General features: G+C 65.8%; 13 protein-coding genes and 1 pseudogene. All 14 read right to left on the bottom strand.

All coding sequences use genetic code 11. The features are described 5' to 3' along the window. Positions 1–38: 38 nt before the first annotated feature. The gene (gene tpiA / locus OUO20_RS06510; RefSeq protein WP_018771977.1) at positions 39–854 is read right to left on the bottom strand and encodes a triose-phosphate isomerase; all 816 of its coding nucleotides are present in this window, start codon (positions 852–854) and stop codon (positions 39–41) included. Positions 855–977: 123 nt separating this feature from the next. Then, complete coding sequence (locus tag OUO20_RS06505) at positions 978–2,204, bottom strand: phosphoglycerate kinase (protein ID WP_056390232.1); 1,227 nt, start codon at positions 2,202–2,204, stop codon at positions 978–980. A 10-nt stretch (positions 2,205–2,214) separates the two neighbouring features. After that, positions 2,215–3,225, bottom strand: coding sequence for a type I glyceraldehyde-3-phosphate dehydrogenase (gap, locus tag OUO20_RS06500; protein WP_018771979.1), 1,011 nt, complete (start codon positions 3,223–3,225; stop codon positions 2,215–2,217). Between the two features lie 261 nt (positions 3,226–3,486). Then, on the bottom strand, positions 3,487–4,113 hold the full coding sequence (locus tag OUO20_RS06495; protein ID WP_268003116.1) for a superoxide dismutase: 627 nt from the start codon (positions 4,111–4,113) through the stop codon (positions 3,487–3,489). Between the two features lie 102 nt (positions 4,114–4,215). Next, positions 4,216–5,196, bottom strand: coding sequence for a DNA-binding protein WhiA (gene whiA / locus OUO20_RS06490; RefSeq protein WP_015937022.1), 981 nt, complete (start codon positions 5,194–5,196; stop codon positions 4,216–4,218). 9 nt (positions 5,197–5,205) lie between these two features. Continuing rightward, positions 5,206–6,225: a gluconeogenesis factor YvcK family protein gene (locus OUO20_RS06485; RefSeq protein ID WP_268003115.1), complete on the bottom strand. Its 1,020-nt coding sequence runs from the start codon at positions 6,223–6,225 to the stop codon at positions 5,206–5,208. Further along, complete coding sequence (gene rapZ / locus OUO20_RS06480; protein WP_018771982.1) at positions 6,225–7,148, bottom strand: RNase adapter RapZ; 924 nt, start codon at positions 7,146–7,148, stop codon at positions 6,225–6,227. Before rapZ ends, OUO20_RS06485 begins: the two co-directional genes overlap by 1 nt. Before the next feature lie 86 nt (positions 7,149–7,234). Continuing rightward, complete coding sequence (gene uvrC / locus OUO20_RS06475) at positions 7,235–9,235, bottom strand: excinuclease ABC subunit UvrC (RefSeq protein ID WP_268003114.1); 2,001 nt, start codon at positions 9,233–9,235, stop codon at positions 7,235–7,237. Between the two features lie 86 nt (positions 9,236–9,321). Then, positions 9,322–9,990, bottom strand: a complete 669-nt coding sequence (locus OUO20_RS06470; protein WP_026266192.1) for a lysophospholipid acyltransferase family protein — start codon at positions 9,988–9,990, stop codon at positions 9,322–9,324. Continuing rightward, positions 9,977–10,693: an HAD hydrolase-like protein gene (locus OUO20_RS06465; RefSeq protein ID WP_268003113.1), complete on the bottom strand. Its 717-nt coding sequence runs from the start codon at positions 10,691–10,693 to the stop codon at positions 9,977–9,979. The genes OUO20_RS06470 and OUO20_RS06465 overlap by 14 nt, the downstream gene beginning before the upstream one ends. 79 nt (positions 10,694–10,772) lie before the next feature. Next, entirely contained in the window at positions 10,773–13,697 is a 2,925-nt protein-coding gene (uvrA, locus tag OUO20_RS06460) for an excinuclease ABC subunit UvrA (RefSeq protein WP_018771986.1), read from the bottom strand. 47 nt (positions 13,698–13,744) lie between these two features. After that, positions 13,745–14,125 (bottom strand): GntR family transcriptional regulator, encoded by a 381-nt coding sequence (locus OUO20_RS06455; protein ID WP_018771987.1) that lies wholly within the window; start codon positions 14,123–14,125, stop codon positions 13,745–13,747. Further along, on the bottom strand, positions 14,122–15,933 hold the full coding sequence (locus tag OUO20_RS06450; protein WP_056390226.1) for an ABC transporter ATP-binding protein: 1,812 nt from the start codon (positions 15,931–15,933) through the stop codon (positions 14,122–14,124). The genes OUO20_RS06455 and OUO20_RS06450 overlap by 4 nt, the downstream gene beginning before the upstream one ends. After that, positions 15,930–17,749: pseudogene (locus tag OUO20_RS06445) on the bottom strand (ABC transporter ATP-binding protein). The gene OUO20_RS06450 and the pseudogene OUO20_RS06445 overlap by 4 nt, the downstream one beginning before the upstream one ends. Positions 17,750–17,851 lie beyond the last annotated feature (102 nt).

Below are 17,851 nucleotides of genomic sequence, written 5' to 3'. Positions count from 1 at the left end.
CAGAAGTTGGGATTGCGGGAGTTTTCGCTGGCTGGAGACTAGTCCGCGACCAGGTGGCTCTCGAACCTGACAATATTAGCAAACTCGGCGGGGTCGAGGCTTGCGCCTCCCACCAGCAGGCCGTCCACGTCGCGTTCCTGCAGGATCGCTGCCGCGTTGTTGGCCTTTACCGAACCGCCGTAGAGAAGGCGGGTCTTGCCGGCTGTCCCGGCACCGAACAGCGATTCCAGCTCGGCGCGGATGGCGGCGCACATTTCCTGTGCGTCCTCCGGTCCTGCCACTTCACCGGTGCCGATGGCCCAGACGGGCTCGTAGGCCACCACCAGTTCGGCGGCCTGTTCGGCCGTCAGGCCGGACACTCCGGCACGGAGCTGCTGCAGCGTGTGGTCGACGTGGGTTCCGGCCTGGCGGATCTCAAGGCCTTCGCCGACGCAGAGGACCGGGGTGACCCCGTGCCTGAAGGCGGCCTTGACCTTGGCGTTGAGGACGTCATCGGATTCGTTGTGGATGGTGCGGCGTTCGCTGTGGCCCACCAGGACGTACTTGCAGCCGAGCTTGTTCAGGAACTGCCCGGAAATGTCGCCGGTGTAGGCTCCTGAGTCGAACTGGGACAGGTCCTGGCCGCCGTAGGCGACCTGCAGGTCGTCGCCCTGGACCAGGGTCTGGACACCGCGGAGGTCAGTGAACGGCGGGAAGACGGCCACCTCGACGCGGCTGTAGTCGTGCTTGGCGTCGGAGAGGGTCCAGGCCAGCTTCTGCAGGAGCGTGATGCCCTGGACGTGGTCCATGTTCATTTTCCAGTTGCCCGCGATGAAGGGCTTGCGGTCGAAAGCGCCGTTCGTTGACGTAGTCACGTAATCTCCAAAAAGTTCTTGATATGTGTGCGGCCGGCAGGCTGCCGCGGGCAACCTGCCGGCCGGAGGACTGCGAAGTCCGTTTACTGCTGGGAAAGCAGCGGTGGTTCTACCGGCTTGGCCCTACCGGTCCAGGACGCTGAGGCCGGGGAGTTCCTTGCCTTCAAGGTATTCCAGGCTGGCGCCGCCGCCAGTGGAAATGTGTCCGAACTGGTCATCACTGAAACCCAGCGTGCGCACAGCGGCAGCGGAATCCCCTCCGCCCACCACGGTGAACCCGCCGGTTTCGGTGAGGGCCTGGGCGATTGCACGGGTGCCGGCCGAGAATGCCTCGAATTCGAAGACACCCATGGGGCCGTTCCAAAAGACTGTCCGCGCGCCCTTGATCCGTTCGGAGAAGGCAGCCGCTGTATCCGGCCCAATGTCCAGGCCGATGCCCTGGGCGCCGAAGCTGCTGCCTTCAATGGCGTCGGCTGCCACGGTCTCGTGCCTGGCGTCGGCGGCGAACTTCTCTGCCACCACAACGTCCGTGGGGACAACGAATTCCGTGCCGGCATCGGCCGCGCGCTTCAGGTAGTCCTTGACGACGGTGATCTGGTCCTCCTCAAGGAGGCTGGAGCCAACCTTGTGGCCTGCTGCCGCCAGGAACGTGAAGAGCATTCCGCCGCCCACCAGGATGGTGTCAGCCTTGCCGATCAGGTTGTCGATGACCGCGAGCTTGTCCGAGACCTTGGAGCCGCCGAGCACCACCACATAGGGGCGCTGGGTGTCGGTGGTCAGCTTTCGGAGAACTTCCACTTCGGTGTGCACCAGGTCGCCCTGGTATGACGGAAGCCGGGTGGCGACGTCATAGACACTGGCGTGCTTGCGGTGGACGGCGCCGAAGGCGTCATCCACGTAGGCGCCGTTGCCGCCGGTGAGCGCCACGAGCTCATCCGCGAAGGCTCCGCGTTCAGCGTCGTCCTTGCTGGTTTCGCGGGCGTCGAAGCGGACGTTCTCGAGGACCAGCGCTTCACCGTCCTGCAGCGACGCGGCGGCTGCCTTGGCGGCATCGCCGACGGTGTCGGCTGCAAGGGTGACCTTGAAGCCTGCCAGTTCGGCGAGGCGGTCCACTGCGGGGCGGAGGGAGTACTTGTCTTCCGGGGCGCCCTTGGGGCGTCCGAGGTGGGCTGTTACCAGCACGCGGGCACCGGCGTCCGTGAGCTTTTGCAGCACTGGCAGGGAGGCCTTGATACGGCCATCATCAGTGACTGTAGAGCCGTCGAGCGGCACATTCAGGTCACTTCGAACCAGAATGTACCGCCCGCGGACACCTTCAGCGATCAGTTCGTTGAGGGTGTGAGATGTCATGTGTCTAACCCTAGCCCAGCTTGGATGCGACAAGCTCCGTAAGGTCTACGAGGCGGTTGGAGTAGCCCCATTCGTTGTCATACCAGGAAACAACCTTGACCTGGTTGCCGATGACCTTGGTCAGGCCGGAGTCGAAGATGGAGGATGCGGGGTCGCCGACGATGTCGGAGGACACGATGGGCTCGTCCGTGTAGGTCAGGAAGCCCTGCAGTTCCTCGGATTCGGCGGCGCGCTTGAGGGCTGCGTTGACTTCCTCCACGGTGGTCTCGCGGGAGACGGTGACGGTGAGGTCGGTGGCCGAGCCGGTGGGCACGGGAACGCGGATGGCGTAGCCGTCCAGCTTGCCCTTCAGCTCAGGCAGGACCAGGCCGATGGCCTTGGCGGCGCCGGTGGAAGTGGGGACCATGTTGATGGCGGCAGCGCGGGCGCGGCGCAGGTCCTTGTGCGGGCCGTCCTGCAGGTTCTGGTCTGCGGTGTAGGCGTGGACGGTGGTCATCAGGCCGCGTTCGATGCCGAATTCGTCGTTGACCACCTTGGCCAGCGGGCCGAGGCAGTTGGTGGTGCAGGAGGCGTTGGAGATGATGTGGTGCGTGGCGTTGTCGTACAGGTTGTGGTTCACGCCCATCACGATGGTGATGTCCTCGTCCGAGGCGGGAGCGGAGATCAGGACCTTCTTGGCGCCGGCATCGATGTGCTTCCGGGCATCGGCGGCCTTGGTGAAGAAGCCGGTGGACTCGATGACGATGTCCACTCCCAGTTCGCCCCAGGGGAGGTTGGCGGGGTCGCGCTCAGCCAGTACCTTGACGACGTTGCCGTTGACGACGATGTTGCCGTCCTTGACCTCAATGGTTTCCTTCAGGCGGCCGCCCACGGAGTCGTACTTGAACAGGTGGGCCAGGGCTTCGGGGCTGGTGAGGTCGTTGACTGCAACGATCTCCAGGTCGGCGCCCTGTGCCAGGGCTGCGCGGAAGTAGTTGCGGCCAATACGGCCAAAGCCGTTGATACCAATACGGGTCGTCACTTTTTCAGTCTCCTTGGTGCTTTCAGAAGCACAACTAGTTGAGCGGGCTATCAAGCCAACTAACAGATCCCGCACGCCATTGGGCAGAGATGATTTACAAACGGAGGGCGACCAGCCTCATTGCTGAAGGCTAACCGCCTTCCGTGACCTATCTTACGTTTAACTGGGTCCGCCCCCGCAAGTGCGGGGGCGGACGGTCCACATTGCGGGTGGTTTAAGTCCGAATGTGAAGTTTGTTACAGCAGGGTATGGTGCCGCCCACTACGCGAGGGTGATGAGTCCCGTGGCGTTGGTGCGTGCTGCCTCGAAACGCTTGGCAACGTCCGCCCAGTTGACGATGTTCCAGAAGGCCTTGACGTAGTCGGCCTTCACGTTGACGTAGTCCAGGTAGAAGGCGTGCTCCCACATGTCCAGCATCAGCAGCGGGGTGGTTCCCAGTGCCGTGTTGCCCTGCTGGTCGTACAGCTGCTCGATGACGAGGTTTCCGCCGATGGGCTCGTAGGCGAGGAAGCCCCAGCCCGATCCCTGGAGGCCCAGGGCAGCGGCGGAGAACTGTGCACGGAAGGCATCGAAGGAGCCGAAGGCGTCATCGATCGCGGCAGCCAGCTCACCCTCGGGCTTGTCGCCGCCGTCCGGGGAGAGGTTCTTCCAGAACACGGAGTGGTTGATGTGGCCGCCGGTGTGGAACGCGAGGTCCTTGGAAAGCCGGTTGATGTTGGCGAAGTCGCCCTTTTCGCGCGCCTCGGCCAACTGGGCGAGGGCGTTGTTGGCGCCTGCCACGTAGGCGGCGTGGTGCTTGCTGTGGTGCAGTTCCATGATCCGCGCGGAAATGTGCGGTTCGAGGGCGGCGTAGTCGTAGCTGAGTTCCGGCAATACGTACTCGGTCACAAAATCCTCCAATATCGTGGACCCGTCAGGCCCGGTTGGTAACTCTCGGATTGTGCATCCGGGCAGCTGGTGCCCGGAATTATTTTTGATTCTATGGGGCGGTTACTCGTCCAGCATTTCGGGCGTCACATTGGCGTCCGTTCCGGGAATGCCCAGGTCAAGGGCGCGCTTGTCCGCCATGGCCAGCAGCCGGCGGATCCTGCCGGCAATAGCATCCTTGGTCATGACGGGGTCGGCCAGGCGGCCCAGCTCGTCCAGGCTGGCCTGCTTGTGCGCCACCCGCAGTTCGCCTGCGTACTTCAGGTGGTCCGGAACATCGTCGCCGAGGATTTCCAGTGCCCGGTCCACCCTTGCCCCTGCCGCCACCGCTGCCTGTGCGGAACGGCGCAGGTTGGCGTCGTCGAAGTTGGCGAGCCGGTTGGCGGTTGCCCTGACCTCCTTGCGCATGCGGCGCTCCTCCCAGACCATCAGGGCGTCGTGGGCTCCCATGCGGGTCAGGAGTGCGGCGATGGTGTCACCGTCGCGGATCACCACCCGGTCCACTCCCCTGACTTCCCTGGCCTTGGCCTGGATGTCCAGGCGGCGGGCCGCGCCCACCAGGGCCAGGGCGGATTCGGGCCCCGGGCAGGTGACCTCCAGCGATGATGACCGGCCGGGCTCCGTGAGGGAGCCGTGGGCCAGGAAGGCCCCGCGCCAGACGGCCTCGGCGTCCGCCGCGGAACCGTTCACGACGGCGGACGGCAGCCCGCGCACGGGGCGTCCGCGTCCGTCCAGGAGGCCGGTCTGGCGTGCCAGCGCCTCGCCGTCACGGACCACGCGGACCACGTAGCGGCTGGCGCGCCGGAGTCCGCCGGCGGAAACGACGATGATTTCGCTTTGGTGTCCGTAGACCTCTGCGATGGCGGCACGGAGCCTGCGCGCCGTCGAGGCCAGGTCCACTTCCGCCTCGATGACGATCCGGCCGGAGATGATGTGCAGTCCCCCGGCAAACCGGAGCATGGCGGAAACCTCAGCCTTGCGCACTGATGACTTCTTGATGTCCAGACGGGACAGTTCTTCCTTGACTGATGCTGTCAGTGCCATGGCACCTTCCTAACTGTTCCCAAAAATGTCCTGGTACGCCGTCGCCAGCCGCAGCGGCTCGTGGACAGGGCGGCGTCCCGACGCCCCTACTTTACCCAAGACCACCTCTGCGCCGAGCATGCCGGCGGCCTTCTCGAACTCCCGGCGGTCCGTTATGGAGGTGGGATCGGCCAGGACCACGTCCACGCTGAACTCCGGCGCGTAGCGCCGCAGGACGTGGAGATGGTCCGCCGCCGTCATGCCCGTGGTTTCCTTGGTGTCCGTGGCAAGGTTCATGGTCAGGCAGCGTTTGGCGGGGGTGCTGCAGAGGGCCTGGCGCATCTCCGGCAGGAGCAGGTGCGGCAGGACGGACGTGTACCAGGAGCCCGGACCCAGGACCACCCAGTCCGCCAGTTCGATGGCCGTCAGGGCGTCCGTGCAGGCCGGCGCCGCTTTCGGCAGGAGGCGGACCTCCTCGAGTGAGCCTGCCACGGCACAGCGGGCCTGGCCGTGGATGGTTTGCAGCGCGGTTGAGCCGTCAGGTGCGGTCACGCGCACATCACCTTCAATGGTGAGTGGCACGGTGGACATGGGCAGGACCTGGCCGCGGGCGCCCAGCAGGGCACCCGCCCATTTGAGCCCTGCGACGGTGTCCCCCAGCAGTTCCCAGAGCGTGACGATCAGCAGGTTCCCCATGGCGTGCTCGTCCAGCGATCCGCCAGGTCCCTTTGCGGCGCGGAACCGGTGCTGCATGACATCGCGCCAGGTACGGCCCCAGTCGGTGTCGTCGCAGAGCGCAGACAGCGCCATGCGGAGGTCTCCCGGCGGAAGGACACCGTACTCCTCGCGCAGACGCCCCGACGACCCGCCGTCGTCCGCCACTGTGACCACCGCGGTGAGTTCGGAGGTGAGCAGGCGGAGCGCGGACAGCGAGGCCGCAAGGCCGTGGCCGCCGCCCAGGGCCACCACGTTGGGGCCCTTGTCCTGCTGGCCCGAGCCCTTGCCGGCGGCAGGCGGCACCAGGGGCAGTGCTCCGGTGAAAAGTGCCATTATTCGCGGCCCAGATCCCGGTGCGCGGTGGTCACCGTGACCCGGGGGTACTGCGCAAGTTTCTTGGAAAGTTCCACGGCGACCGCAACGGAGCGGTGCTTGCCGCCCGTACAGCCGACGGCGATGGTGGCGTAGTGCTTGTTCTCCCTGCGGTAGCCCTCCAGGACGGGTTCGAGTGCCAGGACATACCGGTCCACGAAGTTCTTGACGCCTTCGGCCTCGAGCACGTAGTCGCTGACGTCCTTGTCCAGGCCCGTCAGCGGGCGCAGCTGCGGTACCCAGTGCGGGTTGGGGATGAACCTGACATCGGCCACATAGTTGGCGTCCACCGGCAGGCCGTACTTGAAGCCAAAGCTCATGACATTCAGCCGAAGCGCCACCGGACCGGTTTCGCTGAACAGTTCGGTGATGGCGGTGGCCAGCCCATGGACGTTGTAGTTGGAGGTGTCGAGGACGACGTCGGAGCTGTCGCGCAGTTCCTGCAGCAGCTCACGTTCGGCAGCGATGCCGTCCAGGATGCGTCCGCCGCCCTGCAGCGGATGGGGCCGCCGCCCCTGTTCGAACCGCCGGACCAGGACGTTGTCGCTGGCGTCGAGGAACAGGACGCGGAAGGTGACACCGCTCGCGGCGAGTGCGCCCAGGGCTGCGCGGATGTCCGCGAAAAGGCCCTTGCTGCGGACGTCGATCACCACTGCCAGCCGGGGGATGGACTGCGGGGCGTGCGAAACAAGCTCCGCCAGCGTGCCCAGCATCTGGGGCGGGAGGTTCTCCACGACATACCAGCCATGGTCCTCCAGGGCGTCCGCGGCGGTGCTCCGCCCGGCGCCGGACATTCCGGTGACCACCAGCAGTTCCGCTTCGAGCGGTTTGACGGGCTCCAGCCCGTCCTGATCCGCTCCGGATCCCGCCGTCGTGTCTGCCATGAAGCCTGCCCCGTTTCCTCGTTGTCCACCGGCAGCCGTGATGGCACTGCCCGTCCTTTACCCTAGCTAAATTTCCGGGAACTCCGCTAAGTCTCGATGATTTCGCCGGTGGTCATGTTGATCGCGGGCACGGCAACGGCCTCGGGCCCGTCAGCGGCGAAGTGGTTCACGATGGCGCTGGCGAGTGCCGGACCAATCCCCTTTGCCTGCGAAAGCTCTTCCACGGTTGCGGCCTTCACGCCCTTGACCGATCCAAAGTGGGCCAGCAGGGCCTTGCGCTTGGAGGCGCCCAGGCCCGGAACAGCGTCCAGCGCGGACACGGTCATGGCCTTGCCGCGCTTTTGCCGGTGGAAGGTGATGGCGAAGCGGTGCGCCTCGTCACGGATCCGCTGGAGCAGGTACAGCCCCTGGGAGGTTCGGGGCAGGATGACGGGAAAGTCGCTGTCCGGAAGCCACACCTCCTCCAGCCGCTTGGCCAGGCCCACCACGTAGACGTCGTCGATGCCCAGGTCCTTCAGGGCGCGGGCCGCTGCGTTCACCTGTGGCTGCCCGCCGTCCACCACCACCAGGTTGGGCGGGTAGGCGAACCTGGCCTTGGGTGCAGGAGTGGTGGTGTCCAGCACGGCGGCGTCCACGTCCGGTTCCAGGCCGTCGGATGCCAGGACGGATTCGTCCACCTGCGCGGACTTGTCCTGCAGGTAGTGGCGGAACCGCCGGGTCAGGACGTCATGCATGGCCGCCGTGTCGTCGGCGGCCGCGGGGCCGGTGATGGAGAACTTGCGGTAGTCCGACTTCTTGGGCAGCCCGTCCTCCACCACCACCATGGATGCCACCACGTTGGTGCCCTGGACATGGGAGACGTCGAAGCATTCGATCCGGAGCAGGGGCACGGGCAGGTCCAGTGCCTCCTGGAGTTCCTGGAGGGCCTGGGACCTGACGGTGAGGTCCCCGGCGCGCCGCGTCTTGTGCAGCTTCAGCGCGTGCTCGGCATTCTCGCGGACGGTGGACATCAGCGCCGCCTTGTCTCCGCGCTGCGGCACCCGGATGTCCACCTTGGCGCCACGGATGCCGCCCAGCCATTTGGCAAGGTCCTCCGCGTTGCTGGGCGCCACGGGCACCAGGACTTCGCGCGGCAGCCGGCCATGGGTGTCGCCGTCCTCGCCGTAGACCTGCTGGAGCAGGTGCTCCACCAGGTCCGGAGTGGTGAAATCCTCCACCTTTTCCACCACCCAGCCGCGCTGGCCGCGGATCCTGCCGCCGCGGACGTGGAACACCTGGACGGCGGCTTCCAGCTCATCCTCATGCAGGGCGAAGACGTCTGCATCCGTGTCCTCGGACAGCACCACGGCGTTCCGTTCGAAGACCTTGCGCAGGGCCGTGATGTCGTCGCGGAGCCGGGCGGCGTGCTCATAGTCCAGCTTCGCCACGGCGTCGGCCATCTGCTTTTCCAGCTTGTTGATGAACCGCTTCGCCTCGCCTCCCATGAAGGCGCAGAAATCCTCGGCAAGTGCCTTGTGGTCCTCCGGCGAGATCCGGCCCACGCAGGGCGCGGAGCACTTGTCGATGTATCCCAGCAGGCACGGCCGCCCGCTGGCCTCCGCCCGCTTGAAGACGCCGGCGCTGCAGCTCCGGACCTGGAAGACGCGGAGCAGGGTGTCCATGGTCTCGCGGATGGCCCCGGCGGTGTACGGGCCGAAGTAGCGGGTCCCCTTCCGCTTGTCCCCCCGCATGACCTGTACCCGGGGGTACTTCTCGTTCATGGTCACGGCGAGGTAGGGATAGGTCTTGTCGTCCCGGAACACCACATTGAACCGGGGCTTGAATTCCTTGATCCAGGTGTATTCCAGCTGCAGCGACTCGAGTTCGCTGCCAACGACCGTCCACTCGACGCTGCTGGCCGCGTGCACCATGGCATAGGTCTTGGGCAGCAGTCCGGCCGGGTTGGCGAAATACGAATTCAGCCTGGACCGCAGGCTTTTCGCCTTGCCCACATAGATGACCCGGCCGTGCGGATCACGGAACCGGTATACGCCCGGGTTGGTGGGGATTTCACCGGTTTTGGGCCGGTAACTTGCTGGATTTGCCACCTATCAAGTCTACTGAGTCGCGCCGGGTCTCCCTGCCAGCCGGCCAGGACGGGGTCCGTTCCGGCTGTCCCTGGCCGGCTTGCCGGCTATTCCGGGGTCTTGCTCTGGTTGTAACTGGCCGAACGTTCCTGGCCGCTGAGTTCGGCGATGGCGTCCATGATGCGGTCCGTGACCTCGCGGCGGGCAGGCAGGGAGTGGTCCGGGCCGGTCTTGTCGAAGTACAGCGGCTCCCCCACCTTCATGGTGAAGTGCTGCGGCCTGACCCCCTTCTCGCCGGCGCGCTGCAGCTTCTCGGTGCCGATCAGGCCCACGGGAATCACCGGCGCCCCGGTAGTGAGCGCCAGCCAGCCGACCCCGGTGCGTCCCCGGTAGAGGATGCCGTCCCGGGAACGGGTTCCCTCAGGGTAGATGCCGATGCCGCGGCCTGACTCCAGGATGTCCAGCAGTGTCTTGAGCGCCTGGACACTTGCGGCCTGTTCGCCGCGCTCCACCGGAATGGAGCCCACGGATTCGAAGAACGCCTTCATGACCTTGCCCTTGACGCCGCCGGTGGTGAAGTATTCGGCTTTGGCGAAGAAGGCGACCGGCCGCGGCATCAATGCCTGGACGATCACGCTGTCGAAGAAGGACAGGTGGTTGGGAGCCACGATAAACGGGCCGTCGGAGGGGACATTGTCCAGCCCGACGACGGTGGGCCGGCAGGTGCCGGAGATCAGGTTGCGGGTGGTCCAGCGGACGGCATCAAACATTTCCATCGTTGCTCACCCCGCTCATTGCCGCGACGTGGACGGCCTGCAGACGCTCGATGACCGCGACCAGCTCCTCATCGGTGCTGACGACAGCCACGGAGCCGGCTTCCTCCAGTTCCCCGTCCGGAGCGAACCCCCATGCGACGCCGATGCAGTCCAGTCCGTTGGCGATGGCCCCGGACACGTCCTGGGCGCGGTCCCCCACCATAATGGCGTGCTGCGTGTCCAGGTCCCGCAGGGCGGCGGCGATGATCTGGGTCTTGCCCACGGGAACACCGTCCACTGCCGCTTCGTCATCGCCGGAGCCGTGGATTCCGTGGAAGAGGCCGTCGATGCCATGATGCGCCAGCACCGTATGCGCCAGACGCTGTGGCTTTTGGGTGGCTACTGCCACAGGCCGGCCCGCTGCGGCGAAGGATTCAAGGATCCCGCGGATGCCCGGGTACAGCCGGCTTTGGGCGATTCCGGTGGCCACGTAGTGTTCGCGGTACCGGCGGACCACCTCTTCCAGGCGGTCCGCCGGTACCTTTGCCACGTTGAGCAGGGAATCGCTCAGCTTGGGGCCGATCATCGCGTTGAGCAGGTCCTGGCCGGGAACCGGGAGCCCCAGTCCGCGGAGGGCCGCGGCAATCCCCTCGGTTATGCCACCTTCCGGGTCGACAAGAGTGCCGTCCAGGTCAAAGATCACGGGCACTGTTGTTGAAGTCACCGGGTTAGTTTCTCATGACAGCAGGAGTGCCTGAAACTCGCATTCCCCGTGAGGAATATTTCGGTGGAATTTCCTCCGGTCAGCCGAGTATCTCGGCCAGGAACTTCCCGGTGTGGCTGGTGCCGGACTTGGCCACCTGCTCCGGCGTTCCAGCCGCGACAATCTGGCCGCCGCCCGAACCGCCGTCGGGCCCGAGGTCAACCAGCCAGTCGGCACTCTTGATGACGTCCAGGTTGTGCTCGATGGTGATCACCGTGTTCCCCTTGTCCACCAGCCCCTGCAGGACCATCAGCAGCTTGCGGATGTCCTCGAAGTGCAGGCCAGTGGTGGGCTCGTCCAGGACGTAGATGCTGCGGCCGTTGGAGCGTTTCTGCAGCTCCGCCGCGAGCTTGACGCGTTGCGCTTCACCGCCGGAGAGGGTGGTGGCAGGCTGTCCGAGGCGGACATACCCGAGTCCCACGTCCACCAGGGTGTTCAGGTGCCGTGCGATGGGCGAGAAGGCCGCGAAGAACTCGGCGCCCTCTTCGATGGGCATGTTGAGGACGTCGGCGATGGTCTTGCCCTTGTAGTGCACCTCCAGGGTCTCCCGGTTGTAGCGCGCACCGTGGCACACCTCGCAGGGGACGTACACGTCAGGCAGGAAGTTCATCTCGATCTTCAGCGTGCCGTCGCCGGAGCAGGCCTCGCAGCGGCCGCCTTTGACGTTGAACGAGAAACGGCCGGGCAGGTAGCCGCGGACCTTGGCCTCGGTGGTTTCGGCGAAGAGCTTGCGGATGTTGTCGAAGACACCGGTGTACGTGGCCGGGTTGGACCGCGGCGTGCGGCCGATGGGGCTTTGGTCTACATGGACCACCTTGTCGAGGTGCTCCAGGCCCTGGACCGTCTTGTGCCGTCCGGCCACCTGCTTGGCGCCGTTGAGCTTGTTGGCCAGCACCTTGTAGAGGATTTCATTGACCAGGGTGGACTTGCCCGAACCACTCACGCCCGTCACCGCGGTGAAAAGACCCAGCGGGAAGGCTGCGTCGACGTTCAGGAGGTTGTTCTCCCGTGCGCCCAATACCTTGATCTCGCGCTTCTTGTCGTACTTGCGCCGCTTCCGGGGCACCTCGATGGCCTTGCGGCCGGACAGGTAGTCGCCGGTCAGGGACTCCTTGTTGTCCAGCAACTCCTTGTAGGTCCCCGAGTGGACCACCTGGCCGCCATGCTCGCCCGCGCCGGGTCCGATGTCCACGATCCAGTCGGCCACGTGGATGGTGTCCTCGTCGTGCTCCACGACGATCAGGGTGTTTCCCATGTCGCGGAGCCGGGTGAGGGTTTCGATGAGCCTGCGGTTGTCCCGCTGGTGCAGCCCAATGGAGGGTTCATCCAGGACGTAGAGGACGCCCACCAGGCCGGAGCCGATCTGGGTGGCGAGCCGGATGCGCTGCGCTTCGCCGCCGGACAGGGTGGCCGAGGGGCGCTCCAGGTTGAGGTATTCCAGCCCCACGTCCAGCAGGAAGGTCAGGCGGGCCTGGATCTCCTTGAGGACCTGGTGGGCGATCTGCGCCTCGCGCCCGGTCAGCACCAGGTTGTTGAGGAAATCCGCGCAGTCCCGCATGGGCAGGGCGGCAACCTCGGCGATGGACTTGCCGTTGATCAGCACCGACAGGGATGCCGGGTTGAGCCGCGCGCCGTTACAGGCGGGGCAGGGAACCTGCCGCATGTACTCCTCGTAGCGGTCGCGGGCCCAGTCGGAATCGGTCTCGCCGTGCTTGCGGTGGACGTACTGGATGGCGCCTTCAAACCCGGTGCTGTACTTGCGTTCGCGGCCAAAGCGGTTGCGGTACTGCACCACCACCTTGTGGTCCTTGCCGTGCAGGATGGTCTGGCGCACGTCCTTGCCCAGCTTCTCCCACGGCGTGGTCATGGAGAAGCCAACCTCCTTGGCCAGGCCCTCGAGGAGCCGGTTCCAGTACTCCGTGGTGGCAGTACCCAGTGACCAGGGCGCGATGGCTCCCTCCGACAGGGAGAGTTCCGGGTTGGGAACAATGAGTTCCTCGTCAACCTCGAGGCGCGTGCCGATGCCGCTGCAGGCGGCGCAGGCGCCGAAGGGGTTGTTGAACGAGAAGGAGCGCGGCTCGATTTCGTCGATGGCCAGGGGGTGCTCGTTGGGGCAGGCGAGGTTCTCGGAGAACGCCCGGATCCTTTCGGGGGCGTCCGCGTCCACGTCGACGAACTCCGCCAGGACCCGGCCCTCGGCCAGTCCCAGCGCGGTCTCGATGGAGTCGGTGAGCCGCTGGCTGATGCCTTCCTTGACCACCAGGCGGTCAACCACCACTTCGATGGTGTGCTTGAACTGCTTGCCCAGCTTGGGCGGATCGTTGAGCTGGACGAGGTTGCCGTCCACCCGCGCCCGGGAGTAGCCCTTTGCGGTGAGTTCCTTGAAGAGGTCCACGAACTCGCCCTTGCGGCCACGCACCACCGGCGCCAGGACCTGGAAGCGGGTTCCCTCGTCGAGTTCGAGGAGCTGGTCCACAATCTGCTGCGGCGTCTGCTTTGACACGGGTTCACCACAGACGGGGCAGTGCGGCCTGCCGACGCGCGCCCACAGCAGGCGCATGTAGTCGTAGATCTCGGTGATGGTTCCTACAGTGGACCGCGGGTTCTTGCTGGTGGATTTCTGGTCGATGGAGACAGCCGGGGAGAGCCCTTCGATGAAATCGACGTCGGGCTTGTCCACCTGGCCCAGGAACTGGCGTGCGTAGGCGGACAGCGATTCGACGTAGCGGCGCTGGCCTTCGGCAAAGATTGTGTCGAACGCCAGCGAGGACTTGCCGGATCCGGAGAGGCCGGTGAAGACGATCATGGCGTCGCGCGGCAGGTCGAGGTCCACGTTGCGCAGGTTGTGCTCCCGCGCGCCCTTCACCACAAGGCGGGAGAGGTCCGGGCGCTGCGGGGCGGCGGCGGCAGGGACCGCGAAGGACGTGGAGGGGGCAGGGGTTTCTTCAGCTACGGCTTTAGGCACCCCATTATGCTAATCGAAAACTTTTTCGAACACTCGCGGTTCCGCCGTCAGGGAACATCGTAGGCGGCCGCCAGGATTTTCACGGCCTCGGCAAAGCTGGCCCCTTGGGATTTGGCGACGGCGGCGTATGCGGCGGCTGCGGCGGACAGGCCGCCCAGGCGCTCGTCACGCGCGGCAACCACCGTACCGTTCCGGCCACGGGTGGTGACGATCCCGGCGGCCTCCAGTTCCTTGTACGCCCGGGCCACGGTGTGCGGGGCGACGTCGAGCTTCTCCGCCAGGGCCCGCACGGCAGGCAGCCTGGTGCCCGGCGCCAACGCGCCGCTGTCCGCCAGATGGATGACCTGAAGCCGGAGTTGCTCGAACAGCGCCACGCTGCTGGCCGGGTTGGGGCGCCAGGATCCCGGGAAGTCGCCTGCGGCGCTCACAGGCCGCCCTCCAGGATGCCCGCACGGCCGTCGCGTTCGGCGAACTGTGCGTTGTACAGCCGGGCGTAGTAGCTGTTGGCGGCAAGGAGGCTGTCATGCGTGCCCTGCTCGACGATCCGTCCATGGTCCATGACGAGAATTAGATCAGCGTTCCGGATGGTGGACAAACGGTGGGCAATCACGAAACTGGTCCGCCCCTGGCGCAGCCGCTGCATCGCCTGGCGGATGAGCACCTCCGTCCTGGAATCGACCGAACTTGTGGCCTCATCCAGGACCAGCACACTGCGCCCGGCGAGCTGCGCCCTGGCGATGGTGATGAGCTGCCGCTGCCCCTGGCTAAGCTGCTCGCCGCCGTTCTCCAGGACTGTGTCGTAGCCGCGCGGCAGGGACCTGATGAAACGGTCCGCGTGCGTTGCCTCCGCGGCGGCAACTATGGCCGCATCCGCAGCGCCTGGCAGCCCGTAGGCGATGTTTTCCCGGATGGTCCCGGCAAAAAGCCAGGAATCCTGGAGCACCACGCCGAACCTGCCCCGCAGCTGGTCGCGGGGAATTTCCGCGATGTCCCTTCCGCCCATGGTGATCCTGCCGGACGAAGGTTCCAGGAACCGCATCAGCAGGTTCACCACGGTGCTCTTGCCCGCGCCCGTGTGCCCCACGATGGCCACCGCCTGGCCCGGTTCCACCGTGAAGGTGAGGTTGCTGACCGCCGGAACGGAACCGGGATAGCTGAAGGTGACGTCATGGAAGACGATGCGGCCGGCGGCGGGAGCGCCGGCCGCTGCGCCGGCCGGTTCCTGGAGGTCTTCCCCGGCATCGAGGAGCACGAAAACCCTTGCCGCCGAGGCTGCGCAGGACTGAATAACGTTGAGCAGGCCGCCGATTTGCCCCACCGGCTGGGTGAACAGCCGGCTGAATTGGATGAAGGCCTGGACGCCGCCGATGGTCATGGCGCCTGCGATGACCTGCAGCGCACCCACCACTGCGACAGCAATGTAATTGAGGTTGGACATCAGCACCATCAGCGGCTGGACCACACCGGCTGAGTACTGGGCTTTGGCTGCCGCCCGGGCCAGGCGGCCGTTGCTGCGGCTGAAGACCTCCGTGGCCTGCGCCTGCCGGCCAAAGGCCTTGATGACTTCATGCCCGCTAATGAATTCCTCCACGTGCGCGTTGAGTTCGCCGGTCTCCTTCCATTGCCTGGCGAAATGCTCCTGGGACCGCCGGGCCACCAGGACGGTGATCCAGGTGGAAACGGGGACGCTGGCAATGGCAATGGCCGCGAGCAGCGGCGAGATCCACAGCATCATGGCCAGCGACCCGCACAGCATCAGGACGGACACGATGAGCTGGGTCAGAACCTGGTTCAGGGCCTGGGCAATGTTGTCGATGTCGTTGGTGGCCCGGCTCAGGACATCCCCGCGGGAGCGTTCCCGGAAATACGTGGAGGGGAGCCGGTGCAGCTTGTCCTCAAGCGCTGCTCGCAGGCCATACATAAGTCCCTGCACCGCACGTGCCGTCAGAGCGCCCTGGATCCAGTTGAAGAGGGAAGCGAAAACATACATCAAGGCCACGGCTGCCAGCAGGACTCCGAGGCGCTGGTCCAGGCTTCCCTGGAAGATGCCCTGCACCACCATGTCCGTGGCGTCGCCCAGATACTTGGGGGCGGCAACGTTGACCCCTGCGAAGGCGCACGTTGCCGCCACGGCCCCCAGCATCTGCAGCCGGAACGGGCGCAGCAGGCCAAGGAGCCTGCGGGCGGTCGGCCAGAACCTGTGCGCCGATTCCGCGGATTCCTCCACCGCCGTCACAGTGTGCCGTCCAGCGCGAGCTGGGAGTCTGCGATTTCCCGGTAGGTGGCGGACGTTTCCAGCAGCTCCCTGTGCGTTCCCTGCGCAACCAGCCGGCCGTCGTCGAGCACCAGGATGAGATCCGCGTCTTCGACCGCGGAAATGCGCTCGGCCACGATGATGACCGTTGCGGCGGCGAGCGCCTGGTCAAGTGCGCGCCGCAGCCTGGTGTCGGTGTCATAGTCCAGCGCGGAGAAGCTGTCGTCAAAGAGGTAGAGGGGCGCTTTGCGCAGGAGGGCCCTGGCGATGCAGAGCCTTTGCCGCTGGCCGCCCGACAGGCTGGCGCCGCCCTGGCCGACGGGGGTGGCAAGTCCAAGCGGGAGGTCGCGCATGAAACGCATGGTCTGGGCAGCCTCCAGGACAGCCCACAGTTCCTGGTCCGTGGCGTCGGGGTCCGCCATCCGCAGGTTGTCTGCGATGGTTCCCGTAAAAGGTGGGAGTGCTGGGGCACGATAGCCATGGCAGCGCGGAGTTGGTCCAGGGGCAGGTGGCGGATGTCGTGGCCTGCAAGGGTGATGCGGCCGTGGGTGGGGTCCAGGAAACGCGGGATCAGGTTCAGCAGCGTGGTCTTGCCGCTTCCGGTGGAGCCCACGATTGCTGTGGTGGTACCGGGAGCTGCCGTGAAACTGATGTCCGCGAGCACGGGCGCTTCTGCTCCCGGATAAGAGAAGGCAACATCGTGGAACGCCAGCGTTGCCTGCCGCCCCGGCAGCACGGCGCCGGGCGGCGGAGGCGCGGCTGCCTTGTCACTGGCTGCCTTGTCGCTGGCTGCCCTGTCGTTGGCCGCTCGGTCACTGGCCGCAGTGTGATTGCCCGGATCGCCGACGGACGGCTCGGTGTCAAGGACCGCCTGGATGCGTTCCGCGCAGACTGCCGCCCGCGGCGCCGTCATGAGCACGTACATGGACATCATGATCGCCAGCAGTATCTGCATGATGTAGGCGATGAACGCCGTGAGCGCCCCAAGGTTCATCTGGCCTGCCTGGATCCGGTGCCCGCCGAACCACACCACCGCAACCGAGCTGGTATTGACCACCAGCATGATGGTGGGCAGCATCCCCGCCACCAGGAGCGCGGACTGCAGGTTGTTGGCGGTGAGGCCGGCGTTGGTTTCCGCAAACCGCCGGACCTCATGGCCCTGGCGGACAAAGGCGCGGATGACATCCACCCCGATGATCTGCTCGCGAAGAATCCCGCCGGACCGGTCCAGCAGGTCCTGGCCCTCACGGTAGAGCGGAATCAGCCGCCTGACAATCAGGTACATGATCAGCAGGAGCAGGGGCACGATGACGATCACCACCAGGGACAGCGCAACATCCTGCTGCACGGCCAGGACGATGCCGCCTACGCCCATGGCGGGCCCGGCAAAGAGCATGGTGAAGACAAGCACCGCGAAGGCCTGGATCTGCTGGACATCGTTGGTGGCGCGGATGGTCAGGCTCTGTGTTCCGAACAGGGCCACGTCCTGGGAGGACAGGGACTGGATCCGGGTGAAAACCTCGGCCCGCAGGCGGTGCCCGATCCTCATGGCCACCACCGCCCCAAGGTAGCCGGCAGCAATGGCGGACGCTGCCTGCACCACGGCAATGACGGCCATGAGCACGCCAAGGCGCGAGACCACCCCCGGCTCCCCTGCGACAATCCCGTCATCGATAATGGCGGCGTTCACGGTGGGCAGCAGCAGGTTTGCCGCCGCCTGGATCAGCTGAAGGAAAACGATCGCCCATACATACGCGTATTGACCGGCAAGCTGCCGCTTCACGAGTCCGACCAGCAAAATACCCCCTGTAAATGCATGGGCCGAAGAGGGGGCCAGCGGCTTGACCCCTAAACCACAGTCGTCATTGTAAGCCAGATCACTTTTCACTGCTGTCACAGC

The sequence above is a fragment of the Arthrobacter sp. FX8 genome, assembly GCF_026723805.1.
Taxonomy (GTDB): domain Bacteria; phylum Actinomycetota; class Actinomycetes; order Actinomycetales; family Micrococcaceae; genus Arthrobacter.
Note: the sequence above shows the minus strand (reverse complement) of the source record. Positions and strands in the feature narration are given on the sequence as shown.

Excerpts from the sequence above, each read along its gene's own strand:
- rapZ (WP_018771982.1), bottom strand. The coding sequence starts at position 7,148 with ATGGCAGACACGACGGCGGGATCCGGAGCGGATCAGGACGGGCTGGAG.
- OUO20_RS06470 (WP_026266192.1), bottom strand. The coding sequence starts at position 9,990 with ATGGAAATGTTTGATGCCGTCCGCTGGACCACCCGCAACCTGATCTCC.
- OUO20_RS06505 (WP_056390232.1), bottom strand. The coding sequence starts at position 2,204 with ATGACATCTCACACCCTCAACGAACTGATCGCTGAAGGTGTCCGCGGG.
- OUO20_RS06485 (WP_268003115.1), bottom strand. The coding sequence starts at position 6,225 with ATGGCACTTTTCACCGGAGCACTGCCCCTGGTGCCGCCTGCCGCCGGC.
- whiA (WP_015937022.1), bottom strand. The coding sequence starts at position 5,196 with ATGGCACTGACAGCATCAGTCAAGGAAGAACTGTCCCGTCTGGACATC.